Origin of the sequence: Marinobacter fonticola, from assembly GCF_008122265.1 — a bacterium.
Classification (GTDB): Bacteria; Pseudomonadota; Gammaproteobacteria; order Pseudomonadales; family Oleiphilaceae; genus Marinobacter_A; species Marinobacter_A fonticola.
The window spans coordinates 2799593-2813358 of sequence record NZ_CP043042.1 but is presented as its reverse complement, the minus strand read 5'-3'; the positions used below and the strand labels follow the sequence as shown (position 1 = coordinate 2813358).

The 13766-nt window shown below is 55.3% G+C and carries 12 protein-coding genes; 9 read left to right on the top strand and 3 right to left on the bottom strand.

The genetic code is table 11. From position 1 onward, the window contains the following. Positions 1-84 precede the first annotated feature (84 nt). The 7 genes from rfbB to FXO11_RS12395 are packed head-to-tail and all read left to right on the top strand — an operon-like array spanning position 85 to position 6740. Positions 85-1140, top strand: coding sequence for a dTDP-glucose 4,6-dehydratase (gene rfbB / locus FXO11_RS12425; RefSeq protein ID WP_148863265.1), 1056 nt, complete (start codon positions 85-87; stop codon positions 1138-1140). After that, a complete protein-coding gene (gene rfbA, locus FXO11_RS12420) occupies positions 1137-2018 on the top strand; it encodes a glucose-1-phosphate thymidylyltransferase RfbA (RefSeq protein WP_148863264.1) in 882 nt (293 codons plus the stop codon). The genes rfbB and rfbA overlap by 4 nt, the downstream gene beginning before the upstream one ends. Further along, positions 2002-3093, top strand: coding sequence for a DegT/DnrJ/EryC1/StrS family aminotransferase (locus tag FXO11_RS12415; protein WP_148863263.1), 1092 nt, complete (start codon positions 2002-2004; stop codon positions 3091-3093). Before rfbA ends, FXO11_RS12415 begins: the two co-directional genes overlap by 17 nt. 35 nt (positions 3094-3128) lie before the next feature. Next, positions 3129-3764, top strand: coding sequence for an LbetaH domain-containing protein (locus tag FXO11_RS12410; protein ID WP_168203164.1), 636 nt, complete (start codon positions 3129-3131; stop codon positions 3762-3764). Then, complete coding sequence (locus FXO11_RS12405) at positions 3761-5299, top strand: class I adenylate-forming enzyme family protein (RefSeq protein WP_148863261.1); 1539 nt, start codon at positions 3761-3763, stop codon at positions 5297-5299. The genes FXO11_RS12410 and FXO11_RS12405 overlap by 4 nt, the downstream gene beginning before the upstream one ends. Further along, complete coding sequence (locus FXO11_RS12400) at positions 5296-6465, top strand: Gfo/Idh/MocA family protein (protein ID WP_148863260.1); 1170 nt, start codon at positions 5296-5298, stop codon at positions 6463-6465. Before FXO11_RS12405 ends, FXO11_RS12400 begins: the two co-directional genes overlap by 4 nt. After that, entirely contained in the window at positions 6462-6740 is a 279-nt protein-coding gene (locus FXO11_RS12395; protein ID WP_148863259.1) for a phosphopantetheine-binding protein, read from the top strand. Before FXO11_RS12400 ends, FXO11_RS12395 begins: the two co-directional genes overlap by 4 nt. 28 nt (positions 6741-6768) lie before the next feature. On the opposite strand, the gene FXO11_RS12390 is transcribed toward FXO11_RS12395, so the two are convergent. From FXO11_RS12390 to FXO11_RS20580, 3 genes are all read right to left on the bottom strand, one after another. Beyond that, positions 6769-7848: an FkbM family methyltransferase gene (locus FXO11_RS12390; protein WP_148863258.1), complete on the bottom strand. Its 1080-nt coding sequence runs from the start codon at positions 7846-7848 to the stop codon at positions 6769-6771. 22 nt (positions 7849-7870) lie between these two features. Further along, positions 7871-9754 (bottom strand): tetratricopeptide repeat protein, encoded by a 1884-nt coding sequence (locus tag FXO11_RS12385; protein ID WP_148863257.1) that lies wholly within the window; start codon positions 9752-9754, stop codon positions 7871-7873. A 61-nt stretch (positions 9755-9815) separates the two neighbouring features. Beyond that, positions 9816-11324, bottom strand: a complete 1509-nt coding sequence (locus FXO11_RS20580) for a flagellin (RefSeq protein WP_148863256.1) — start codon at positions 11322-11324, stop codon at positions 9816-9818. 381 nt (positions 11325-11705) lie between these two features. On the opposite strand from FXO11_RS20580, the gene FXO11_RS20575 reads away from it, so the two are divergent. Then, positions 11706-13151: a flagellin N-terminal helical domain-containing protein gene (locus tag FXO11_RS20575; RefSeq protein WP_148863255.1), complete on the top strand. Its 1446-nt coding sequence runs from the start codon at positions 11706-11708 to the stop codon at positions 13149-13151. Positions 13152-13223: 72 nt separating this feature from the next. Continuing rightward, a complete protein-coding gene (locus tag FXO11_RS12370) occupies positions 13224-13649 on the top strand; it encodes a flagellar protein FlaG (RefSeq protein WP_148863254.1) in 426 nt (141 codons plus the stop codon). Positions 13650-13766 lie beyond the last annotated feature (117 nt).

The window sequence follows — 13766 nt, the reverse complement described above, 5'->3', positions numbered from 1 at the left end:
ATTGAATAAAAGACATTTGACGAGTTTCGGTACGAAAGTTGCTGAACTATGCTCAAGATTGCCGCAGCGAGAAAAACGACAATTATGAAGATTCTGGTGACCGGTGGGGCCGGTTTCATCGGGTCAGCATTGACCCGCTACCTAATAGATGAGACCCCGGTATCCGTCGTCAATGTCGACAAGTTAACCTACGCCGCTAGCTCCGAAGCGCTCGACTCGGTGGTCGCGTCGGCACGCTACGCCTTTGAATGCGCCGATATCTGTGATCGCGAGGCGATGGCACGCATCTTCGACCATCATCAACCGGATGCCGTGATGCATCTTGCAGCCGAGTCCCATGTCGATCGTTCGATTGATGGCCCCGAAATCTGCATACAGACCAACGTTATGGGAACGCTCGTCTTACTTGAGGTCTCGCGAGCTTATTACGGCAGGTTGGAAACAGGACGAAAACAGCGCTTCCGATTTCATCACGTCAGTACCGATGAGGTCTTTGGCGATCTTGCGCCGAATGCGGACCCCTTCAACGAGGATTCTCCCTATACCCCAAGTTCGCCCTACGCGGCGAGCAAGGCGGCTTCGGACCATTTAGTCAGGGCCTGGGGTCGTACCTATGGGCTTCCAGTCTTGCTGAGTAACTGTTCCAACAACTATGGCCCCTATCAGTATCCGGAGAAGCTCATTCCGCTGATTATTCTAAATGCGCTCCGAGGCAGAACTTTGCCGCTTTACGGTCAAGGCGACCAAATCCGTGATTGGTTGCACGTTGAGGATCACGCCCGTGCGCTTTATTGTATTGTCGAATCGGGCCGTATTGGTGACACCTACTTAGTGGGCGGGCAATCCGAATGCACGAACCTGACGGTAGTAAAGGCACTTTGCCAGAGTCTGCAGCGACAACATCCTCTAATTGGAGGCTATGAGTCACTGATCAGGTTTGTCGAAGATCGTCCCGGCCATGACCGGCGATACGCCATTGCGCCCAGCCAGGGGTTGCTCGATCTTGGGTGGAAGCCGCGACACACCTTTGAGTCTGGTGTAGAGGCTACGGTCGAATGGTACCTGGGCAACCGCGATTGGTTGGAGCGCAGCGGGGCTGAGGGCCGACGACTGGGAACCCTGGGAGTAAGCGTTCTATGAAGGGGATCATCCTGGCCGGCGGCTCAGGCACGCGCTTGTATCCTATAACCATGGGTGTGTCCAAGCAGCTATTGCCGGTATACGACAAGCCAATGATTTACTACCCACTATCTGTGTTGATGCTGGCGGGTATCCGCGACATTCTGATTATCACCACGCCCGAGGACAACGAGGGCTTTCGGAGGATACTCGGGGACGGCGGTAATTTTGGCTTGCGGCTTTCCTACGCGACACAGGCGGCGCCGGAAGGTTTGGCGCAGGCATTCCTGATTGGGGAAGAGTTTATTGATGGTGATCGGGTTTGCCTGGTGCTTGGCGACAATATCTTTTACGGCCAGGGCTTCTCACCCAAATTGCGCGAAGCAGCCCGGCGGGAAGAGGGTGCAACCATCTTCGGATACCAGGTCCGGGATCCGGAGCGTTTCGGTGTTGTTGAATTCGATCGGGACCGGCGCGCTATTTCCGTTGAGGAAAAACCGCTTAAACCCAGATCCAGTTACGCCGTGACTGGGTTGTACTTCTATGACAATCGTGTTGTCGATATCGCCAGGTCCGTACGACCCTCTACTCGAGGGGAGCTCGAAATCACATCCATCAACCAGGTTTACCTTGAAGAGCAGAAGCTGACCGTTGAGCAGTTAAACCGGGGTTTCGCGTGGCTCGATACCGGTACCCATGAAAGTCTGCTGGAAGCTGCGCAATTTGTTGAAACCATAGAGAAGCGCCAGGGGTTCAAGATCGCTTGTCTGGAGGAAATTGCCCTCAACGAAGGCTGGCTGACAATGAGCGATCTCAAGTCCTTACCGGCCTACCGTGCCAGCAATGGTTACGGAGACTATGTGCGCACTTTGGTGGACGAATATGATTCCAGTCACTAGGCCGTTTCTCCCACCTCGCGAGAGGCTCGAGCACTACCTGGACCGGGTCTACGCGTCGCGCCAACTGACCAACAATGGGCCGCTGGTCCAGGAGCTTACGTCCCGGCTGGAAGCGTATCTCGGCGTTGAGAACATGCTGCTGGTTGGCAATGGAACGCTGGCGATCCAGATAGCGGTAGCTGCTTTGGGTATCAAGGACGGCTCGGCGGTCACCACGCCATTTACGTTTCCTGCGACCAGTTCAGCCCTGGTGTGGCAAGGTCTGGAGCCTCGCTACGCTGACCTCGACCCGTCAACCCTGAACCTGGATCCGGTTTCGGCAGCGCAGGTCATCGATGTGTCTACCAAGGCCCTGGTGCCTGTGCATACCTATGGAAACCCCTGCGCCGTAGAGGCTTTTGAGAATCTCGCCCGTGAGCGAAATCTCAAACTGGTCTATGACGCCTCCCATGCATTTGGCGTCGACTATCAGGGTAAGAGCCTTCTGGGTTGGGGGGATGCGGCAACGATTAGCTTCCATGCTACCAAGTTGTTCCATACCGGCGAAGGTGGCGCCATCGTGTTCAAGGATCCGGCTGATCTGGAGCTGGCTCGTCGAATCATCAACTTTGGTTTCAGAGACGGGTTTCCAGTCGATGTCGGCATCAATGCAAAGATGAGCGAGCTTCACGCAGCCATGGGGCTGGCTGTTCTCGAAAGTGTGGATGACATCATTGAGCAGCGTTGTATTGTCCAGGATCTGTATTGCCGCGAACTCTCGAACTGGGCCGAAATGCCATTGTCTTTCGCTGACGCCTCTCGAAACGGGGCTTACATGCCGATCCTCTGCCATGATGTGGCCCATCGAAACCGTGTCAGACAACGGCTGGAGGAGCATGGGTACGACAGCCGTGCCTATTTCTATCCGGCGCTTGGGACGCTCGGCCTCTACTCGAAACAAAAAACGAATGTAGGTAAGGAACAGGCTGGCCGCGTGCTATGCCTGCCCATTTTTGTCGGCCTGACTCCCGAGCAGATTCACGACATCTGCAATATCGTCAAGTCGGTCCCATCTGAACCCGTTGTTAAACTATGAAACGCCAGCAGCTCGTTATCTACGGAAATGGCCATATGGCCCGCATGATGGCTGAGATCGTGAGCCCCCAGTACGAGACGGTGGCGTTTACCATGGAGCAGCGGCTGATCGAGTCTTCAACCTTTTGTGGCTTGCCGCTGCTCCCGTTCGAGAACGTGGAGGAGCACTATGCCCCAAGTTGCTATCGGATGCTGGTGGCCGTGGGTTACACGGGTATGAACCGGATTCGCGTCGAGCGCTGCGCCATGGCCCGGGCCAAAGGCTATGAACTGGCGAACTTCGTTGACTCGACCGTTCGCCTGTATCCTTCCACACAGCTGGGCGACAACAATATCATTCTCGAATATGCCGTTATTCACCCCGGCTCCAGGTTGGGCAGCGCCAATTTCCTGAGCAGCCACGTCAACCTTGGCCATGGGACGATGCTCGGCGATGGTTGCTGGTTGAACGGTGGCGTTGCTATTGGCGGCGAAACCCGCATTGGCGATCGGTCAGTGTTCGGCATGAATGCTTCAGCAGCCCATGGTATCGAGGTGGCGCCGAAAACCTTCGTGGCGGCTAATACCTTTTTGGCAAAGACCTCGAGTGAGGGCGATGTCTACCTTTCCGAGCAGGCCATCCGGCATCGTCTGAAAAGCGAGACCTTTCTGAAACTGATGAAAGTCGTATGAACGAGTTGATCTACTCCCGCTTTGCCAGGCAGGTCGCCCGGTTTCCGCGCAAGACGGCGCTGGTCATCGAAGACCATCGGGAAACGTACAGCGAACTCGGCGGAGCCGTTGAAGCGGCAGCGACTCACCTAACGGAGATAGGGTTGCGCAGGGGCGATCACCTGGGCGTGCTATTGCCGAACTGTCGCGAGTTCGTGATTTTGCTGATGGCCGCGGCCAAGTGTGAACTGGTGCTTGTGCCTCATTCCATGAGCCTTGGCCCCCGGGCCATCGAAGCTGTCTTCGATAGGACACGCGTGAAGACCTGTGTCGTCTGGCATGCCCGCGTTGCAGAGCTGGATCGGCATTTTGGGAGTGAGCGAGTCCGTTGGATCGTTGCAGGTGGAGAGGTGGACGGCTATGAAAAGCTCAAAACTCAGCATGAAGGATCGGGAGGCATCACAGCGCAGCCGGCCCTTGATTGCAAAGAGGATGTGCCTTTTATTCTCACGCTGACGTCCGGCTCGACAGGCGACCCCAAGCCCATCGTTCTTAGCCAGCAGACGAAAGTGGCCCGCGCGCAAAGCGCTTGCGCCGTCTATGGCCTTTCCGAAGAGGATGTGGTTATCGCATGCACGCCGTTATACCACTCGTTGGCCGAACGACTGGTACTGCTGCCGTTGATGGTGGGCGCTACCAGCGTACTGCAGCCCCATTTCTCCGCGGAGAGCTGGTTGGAGCAGGTCGAGCGTCACGGCGTTACGTTCACCATGATTGTCTCTACCCAGGTCCGGCGCATTGTCGATCATTGTCATGCCAAAAGTGAGCGTCTTCCACGGTGCTTGCGGGTACTGGTCTCGTCCTCCGAGCGATTGTCGTTCGACAGCAAGAAGGCCTTTATGGCGATCTTCAGTGGCGAATTCCACGAATGTTATGGCGCCTCCGAAGTGGCTACGGTCTCCGACCTGAATGCGACGGCCTTCCCGGAAAAATGGGCCTCCGTCGGGCGCGCTGTGCCCGGTGTCGACATCCGTATCGTCGACGCTCACGGCCATATCCAGCCCGCGGGGGAGCCGGGTGAGATCGAAGTCAGTAGTCCACTGTCATTTTCAGGGTACTACGAGCTGCCCGAAAAGACCGATGCCGCGCTTCACGACGGCTATTTTCGTACCGGCGATATCGGCGCTCTCGACGAGGACGGCTTCCTGTATTTCCTGGGACGGCAGAAGCACACGATCATCACCGGAGGCATTAATGTCTATCCCCGGGATGTGGAGGATGTGCTCAATAGCGATACTGCGGTGACAGAGTGCGCGGTGTTCGCCGTAGAGGATCCGACGCTGGGTGAGACCGTCGCTGTTGCCCTTGTGGCTGCGGAACTCGACAAAAAACTGATACGCCGCCTGCGCCTGCTATGTTTACAGGAGCTGAGTGACTATCAGCAGCCTCGCCGTATCTACGCTTTCGACGCTATACCCCGCAGTGGGCTGTCCAAGATAGATCGGCAGGCAATTGCGGAGCAGGCAAAGACAATGACCCCGGTATTCGAGGTATGAGCTTGAACCAGAAGCAACCGAAACCCCTGGAATTGGCCTTTATTGGCGGCTCTATCGCGTCGGCCGTTGGCTATACACATAATGTCGCAAGCCAGATGGATCACCGCTGGACTCTCGCGGCCGGCTGTTTCAGCACGCGTCCGGACGTCAATGCCGAGACGGCGGAGCGATGGGGCGTATCGTCCGACCGGCTTTATCCGGATTGGAAAACGCTTCTGGAAAAAGAGCAAGGCAGGGCCGACGCCGTCGTGGTTCTTACGCCGACGCCTTCCCATGCGGAGATGGTTGAGGCGGCCCTCGAAGCTGGCTTTCCCGTGATTTGCGAGAAAGCTTTGGTCTGCAACCGGCGGGAAATAGAGCGCATTGAGCGTGTATTGGAGGAAACAGGCGGGTTTCTGGCCGTAACTTATAACTACAGCGGCTACCCCATGCTGCGGGAACTGCGTCAAAAGGTAGTGTCCGGTGAGTTGGGGGACATCCTGCAGATTCAGATCGAGATGCCCCAGGAAGGTTTTATCCGCCTGACGCCTTCGGGCGAGCGACCTTGCCCGCAATCCTGGCGACTGAAAGATGGTGAGATTCCAACCATCTATCTGGACCTGGCCGTACATCTCCATCACCTAAACCAGTATTTGACGGATAAGAAGCCACTCAAGGTTGTCGCCGACCAGGACAGTCACGGCTGGTTCGACGGTATCGTTGATAATGTTTCCTGCATGCTGCGCTACCAGGACGGTATGCAGTGCCAGATGTGGTACAGCAAGTCGGCACTTGGTTATCGCAACGGCTTGAGGGTTCGCATCTTCGGCCGCAAGGCCAGCGCCGAGTGGCTGCAAACCAGTCCGGAAGAACTCCTTCTGAACCATGCCGATGGCCGACGGGAGATTGTCGACCGGGCCGGAGACGTGAGCCATGCCAACCAGCGTCGCTACGAACGCTTCAAGGCCGGTCACCCGGCTGGATTCATCGAGGCCTTCGCCAACCTGTATGTGGATCTGGCCGATGCGGTTATCGATTTCAAGGAAGGCAGGGCCGTCAGTACACCCCACGTTTTCGGTGTGCAGCATGCAGCCGAGGGTATCCGCCTGTTGGACGCCGTAGTGACGTCAGTGCAACAGGAAAAGTGGATCTATCTCATTGAAGAAAAAGGTAACACACAGCAATGATCCAATATTCAGTCAAAGATCCGGAGTTCCGCGCCGAGGTTGTCGGTGCTATCGCCGGCGCACTTGAGAAGCGCGGGCCACTTCCGCAGAAAGGCGATCTCGAAGACTACGAGTATCTCCCGGCGGGGCACGTCGATTCGCTATCCCTGCTGGGTTTTATTACAGAACTCGAGGAGCGCTTCGATGTTGAATTTGACGACGATGACTTTGAAAGCGAGAGGTTTCAGACGGTGGGTGGGCTGGCCAACCTCATCCTTGAGAAGCGGCTTGGCTAGGGAAGGTTTGGATTCTGGCTTGCTGCTTTCACTCGATACTGGGGGGAACAAAAAACATTACGGTTTCGGTGAAGCCTTCCATGTAGTGCCGCAGGTACACCTTGTAATCGGGATAGTATGAGAGCACCCGCTCGGGAACAGTTCGGAAGTCATCTGGTCGGTGGTACACACAAACGGCCAGCCGAGGCTTGTTGTCTCGGATATGTATTTGAGCGCCTTCGAGCGCGGCGTGCTCGAAGCCCTCGATGTCCATCTTGATAAAAGTCGTGGGCTCATTGATCAACTCATCGAAACGAACGGCTCTAATTGATTCCAGATTATCGTCGTCAGCTGCAACGCGGGAACTGCTACCGTCAGAGGAAAAGCCCACCGTTCCCGTCTGATTGGAGAGGGCCTCCGGGTGAAACTTGATATCTCGAACATCTGACAGGGCTTGCTGCGATACCCGCATGTTATCGGCGGAAGGTTCGAAATAATGGATCCGCTTATAGTCCGGGCAGTGGCGAATGAACTGTAAGGTAGTCTGACCATCGTACCCGCCGATATCGACAAAAACCTCGCCTTTGGTCTGCAAACCCAGGAAGGGTTCGAAATACTGCTCTTTCTCTCGGCAAGTAAACTCTCGCATGTGTTCGATGTCGTAGGTCTTTCTAAAGTCGACAAGCCGATTAAAGCACTGCCGTGACTCTTCATCTTCGAAGCGCTCATGCAGCCAACGATAGGTTTCCGCATGCGTTTCCAGATCTTCCCGGAAACCTTGCCAATAGTCGATGTCCTTGACGTCGAGAGTTGTATGCCTGATGAAGGCGTAGTAGTCCAGACTGTCGAAAGGATAGGCTTCGACCCTTGCTCGCGCGGAGTTCGGACGATAGACGACTGCGGTTAACACCAGGGCGTCGGAGGGAACCGCTTCAATCGGAACAATAGGCTTGCCGCCGAATTCTGCTGTCTTTGCAAAGTCGTTGATGTACCCATCGATATTGATGTGTTCGGCAACACTCAGAGCATACTCGTTGGTCCCGAGAATATACTTGGGTCGCGCAGAGTGTTCAAAGGCTTGGCAGAAACTGCGAGCGTATTCCGCTCTGGCGTGTCCCGATACCGTCATTTTTTGCCCCGAGAGTTTCAAATTACACCAGACCGCTTGTCGACTGACCAGCGATCAGGTGATTAAAGCCGCGCAGAAAGCTGAGATTTTCTTCGCGTCTGAAGTCGCTCGACGTGGCCAGCGTATTGAGTAGTACATCCCGCATTCCGTTGGTTCTTTTTACTGCGTTTTCATGATCGGCCGGGTTATGTATCCAGACGATAGCGGTGGCGATGAGCTCCAGCTCTGTGGAGAACGCAAAGCCGGCGTCAGGATCAAAGCGAGCAAAGTTACAGTAGTCTGTAAGTTCGGCGAGATCACCCTCGCTTTTGAGATACAGCTTTGGCTGGCTCAGCAGTACGGAGTCCGTATTAGTGTTGGTACCGCCAAAGGGGAATGTCCCGATCGCGAAATGGCACTGAGCGAGTTTCTGCATATAAACATCGTAGCCGCATGGCGGATGCACGTGAAATCCGCTGTTGAAAATGCCTGCCAGTTTGCGTTGGAAAGCGAGCAGCTTGAATCCCCTCTGATGAGCAGGGAAAAAGTGAAACTCGATTTGTTTTTCCGAGTGCTCCCTGAGCATCTTGCACACTTGTAGTACCCGATCGCTGACCTTCATAAGCGAGCTATTGACCGCGACGTGGACAACTTGCGTTGAACTGTCATTGATCGGCGACCGCAGGGAGAGATCGGTTCGGGGGTGCAGTTCGATATCGCTGCCGCTATCAATATTGAAGTTGATAACCTTCTCAGTACACAGTGACTGATAATCAGGACCTGGCAGCCACCCGACTAGAAAACCGTAATCAATTGTATCTGTAAAGGCGGACGCCGGATGCCCGTAGCCCATGACTTGTACCGGCGCCAGACGAAAATTGGCGAGCAGCACCGTCCAGATATTCATGCCCAGGGAAAGATAAAAAACGACGTCGGGACGGTAGTGGTTCACCTGCTTTGCAACTTTGCGGATATCTTGCGGGTTGCCTTCGACAAAAACGCAGTGGTCTGCGTCCTGTTTGCTAACTTCGTCTACGTCTTTCTCGTCGACGAAGAAGCACACCTCGAAATGATTCTTCAGCTCAGCGATATAGGCATGAAAACACCGATACACCGCGTGGTCCGAGCGATAGCGCTCCAGCATGATGGCAATTTTTGGCCGCTGTTTGATTGTCTCGGGCTCTCGCGTTTCGATCTTGGGGTAGGCAGTGCGGATCAGCTGATTGATCTTGGCCTTAATCGCATGCCGGTTGGATACGTCCCAGTAGGAACAGCCCATCCATATATTGATGAGCATCACTTGGCAGCGAGACAGATTGAGCCCGTTGGGGAGTGCAAGAAATTGATTGAATACAAAGTCGAAGTTATCGAAGCCCTGCCGGGTCTGGACCTGTTCAAACTGGTATAGGGCACTCGCCAGCGTAAGCAAGAGTTCCTGGGGAACCCTTTCCCTCAGTACATCTGCCGGGAGAGCGATACGACTGTTCATCGTCCAGCAGATGAGTAGCAACAGGACGTCCGAATCCTTGTTCAGGCTAAATCCACTTTCGGCGCTCCAGATTCCGCGATAGTACAGAATGTGGTCGAGATTGCCGTAGTCGGAAGTATAGAAAATATCCGTGAGGATATGCTTGCAGACAATCAGCTTATGAATTTCCTGGGATGTCAGCTCAAGATTGCCGGAGCTCAGGAAGGCAGTAATGCTCGTTGCCAGCTGCTGGACTGCGTTCTGATTGCTAAATAGGGAGGCGGTTTCGTGAAGAGGTTGTAAACCCGCAAACGAGCGCGTCGAACCATCCGCTATCTTCTGGTCGCCGCCCAATATGGGATAACCGCCCTCAATCTTGGACAAAATGGTGAAAAGGTCTGACTTGAAGCCGGCTGTATCGCCTGTGAATAACTTCTTTTCAAGTAAGGGTATATTCACGGTTTATCCTATGAGAGGGTTTATCGGGGTGGCGCCAAAACACCACCCCGAAAAGGCTAGTTTAGCCCTGTAGAAGCTGCAACACCTGCTGCGGACGGGCATTGGCCTGGGCCAGGATCGACAGGCCCGCCTGCTGGAGGACCTGAGTCCGTGCCAATTCCGCGGTTTCCGATGCAAAGTCGGCATCTTGGATCCGCGAACGGGCGGCGTTCAAGTTCTCCGAAGTTGTACTCAGGTTGGCAATGGTGGACTCGAAGCGTGATTGAACTGCGCCCAGGTCTGCACGGATACCATTTACGACGGCTAGGGCACCGTCCACGATTGAAATTGCGCGGTTGGCCCCCTCAACCGTACTGATATCGATGCTGGACACGGTCTGCCTCTCAGCTCCGACGGGGGTGCGCGCAGCAGTATCGAACAGCGAGCCCGCCGTGTTGTCGATGTCAGACGTTACGGCATACGAACCCGAGGACGAGAAGTCGACGGTACCGGTGATAAGTACAGAGTCCAGGTTCGGATCGTTGCCCACCAGTTGAGTTGACGCGCCGCTGCCGGTTTCGCCAGCCACAGTGAGGTTACCCGGGCCGCTATGCGAGAAGTTCTCGATCCGGATATCCTTACCGGCATCCTGTGTGAGTACCAACGTACTGTCTTCGACCCGTGCATTTATCCCCGTCTGACCGGATGCCTTGTTGATGACCGAAGCGAGTTCGTTGAGGTCGTTGGGATCGGTGATTGAGGCCGAGATGGTGGATACCTCTCCGCCGGAGTCCAGATCGAACGTGACTGTGCCGGCAGCATCGGTGGTCAATGTGGTCTCTGTGCTTGCGGTTGCACTCACACCGGTGCGCTCGACTTCCTTATTTACTTCGGCGGCGATCTCCGCAGCCGTCGCGCCGGCATTAACAGGGATGGTCACCTGGTCAAGTGCGCTGGAGATCGTTAGGTTCTGTGCTGCTACCGGATGGTTTGCTTCCGCGTTGGTCAGATTGGCTTCAGCCGTTGAGGGCGAGCCCGAGCCAAGATTAGCCTGATCGTTAGCGCGCCGGACTTCATAGTTACCCAGGTCGTCGTTAGTCGCGCCGGAGACGGAGACCGCAATACTCTGGTTTTCGTTGGCGCCAACCTGGAAGGTCTGGGCCTGGAACGAACCGTCCAGAAGCTTAAGACCGTTGAACTCAGTGGTTTCGGCTACGCGCTGTAGTTCCTGCTTGAGCTGGTTGACTTCGCTTTGCAAGGCAGCACGGTCGGAAGATGAGTTAGTGGAGTTGGCCGACTGGATAGCCAGCTCACGGATACGCTGAAGAATTTCGCCGGATTCGTCCAGTGCGCCCTCTGCGACCTGGGCCAGGGAAATGCCGTCGTTCGCGTTGCGGACAGCCTGGTCGAGGCCGCGAATTTGTGAAGTGAAGCGTTCCGAAATGGCCAAGCCGGCGGCATCGTCTTTGGCTGAATTGATACGCAGACCGGAAGACAGGCGCTGGAGGGCAGTGTCCGCATCACGTTGTGACGTGTTCAGGTTCCGCTGGGCGTTCAGCGAGGCAATATTGGTGTTGATGATCTGAGGCATATCGATCTCCCTCTTAGTAAGAGAAGCCGGTAGCTCAGGCCCGTTTGTATGTGGACGCCCTGCCGGCCGTTATCAGAAAAATTATTCCTAAGCGGCAATAAGCGAAGGCCGTGCCAGTTTTCAATTTATTCGTTTAACTATTTGAAAAATAAGATAAATGGATTTTTGGATGCCATTGAGCGGCGTCAAGGAAACGTCTGGAAAGCACGGGAATGGCAGTCTTTTGCCGCTTTTACATTACTTAACAATAAAAGCCGAAGTTTTTCTAAAGGAACTTTAATAGGCGCCGTTAAGCATTACAGCAGGGCGGCGCACCAATATAAAACGATCGGGCGTCAGACCTCTTCCAAGAGAAACTTTATAGGTTTTAGGAGAAGCATCATGGCTCTCGGTATTAACACCAACGTTGCGTCACTCAGCGCACAGAACAATCTGAGCAAGTCACAGTCTCTGTCCGATCAGGCTCTTGAGCGTCTGTCCTCCGGTCTGCGTATCAACTCGGCCAAAGACGACGCCGCCGGTCTGGCAATTGCCTCGCGTTTCGATGCGCAGATCCGTGGTTTGAACGTTGCCCAGCGCAACGCCAACGACGGTATCTCCCTGGCGCAGACCGCTGAAGGCGCTCTGGGTCAGGCGGGAGATCTGCTCCAGCGTATTCGTGAGCTGTCTGTCCAGTCTGCCAACGACACCAACTCGGCTACCGACCGCAAATCATTGCAGGCTGAGGTTACACAGCTGCAGGCAGAGCTGAACCGCGTAGCGGACACCACCAACTTTAACGGCCGCACTCTGCTGAACGGTGACTTCACCAACTCCCAGTTCCAGGTGGGCGCCAACGCTAACCAGACCATTAACGTATCCCTCGGTAGCGCGCGTGCCACTGATATCGGCAACTACACCGCGGATACCAGTAATGGCACTCTCTCCGGCAACCTAACTGCGGCTGCCACAGATGCGCCGGCTGGTAACGGTGTTGCTGCAGGCAACATCACGGTGTCGGGTAATGGTGTCACCGAACTGGCCGAGTTCGGTGCGAATGCGACGGCCAGCGATGTCGCCAGTGCAGTTAACGACCTGAGTTCGAAGACAGGGGTTAGCGCCGATGCCTACACCGAAGCGACCATTTCCGGACTTTCCGCGGGCACGGTCTCTTTTGATCTGACCGGCGAGAACAGTTCAGCGGTCACGATCTCGGCTACCGTTGAGAGTGGCGACAATAGCGCCTTGGTAACAGCTATTAACGACGCCTCTGCGACAACCGGCATCACTGCAAGTCTGGATGATTCTGGCAACGTATTGCTGGAGAGTGAGGCTGGCGAAGATATCGTTATCGCCGATTCCTCCGCGAACGTCACCGTGACTTCGGCTGATGGTTCGACCGCGAGTCTAGTGGCTGGTGGTAACGACAGTACCCGTGTGACCGGTGAGGTTGACTTCAGCTCAAGCTCAGCCTTCAGCATCGTTGGCAACTCTGCCGAAGTTGTGAGCGCAACATCTGAGAGCGGCGCGCTACAGAGTGTCGCTGAAATAGATATAACAACCGCTGACGGTGCAAACCAAGCGATTGCGACTATCGATGCGGCTCTGACCTCGATCAACAGCCAGCGAGCTGACCTGGGTGCGATCCAGAACCGCTTCACATCGACTATCGATGCGATTGCGACCACTTCTGAGAACCTTTCGGCTGCACAAAGCCGGATCCTGGACGCTGACTTCGCTTCTGAAACGGCGAAGCTGTCCAAGTCTCAGGTGCTGCAGCAGGCTGGTATCTCAGTCCTGGCGCAGGCCAACGCCCGCCCGCAGCAGGTTCTTTCCCTCCTGCAGTAATAGGGGTAGAGCGGTAACAGCCGGTCCTTTCGGGGACCGGTTTTCCGCCGTGAGAGGATAGCGAGGTGAGCTATGAATGACATAAACCTGAACAGCTCGGATTTGAAGCTGGTTCGCTCCAGTGAACAAGCTCCGGCTCGGGCGTCTGCGCCACCTCAGGCAGAAGGAAATGAGCCTTCCGCTCGGGTCCAGGAAGCGGGTGTTACCGTTGGTCTTTCCAGACAGTCTCAACCGACACGAATTGAGCGGCTGGAAGATCGGCGTGAAGCCCAAAGGGAATCGCTCGATCAGGCGGTTTCCCGGCTGAATGACTTCGTGCAAACCGTCCAGCGTGATCTTCAATTTGAAGTGGACAATGACTCCGGAAAGACCATTGTCCGTGTCGTTGATCAGCAGACGGATAAAGTGGTTCGGCAGATTCCTGATGATGTGGCTTTAAGGTTGGCCGAAAAATTGCAGCAGGATGAACCGCTGACGTTGTTTTACATCGAAGTGTAAACCTTTGCCGGTTTCGCCTAGGCCTTAAACAGCGGTATTTCAGCACCGCCGCCTCCGTGAGGAGCCGGCGGTGTTTGTCGTTCAGGGCGCTAGAAGCGAGGGTGGGCGCTCTACATT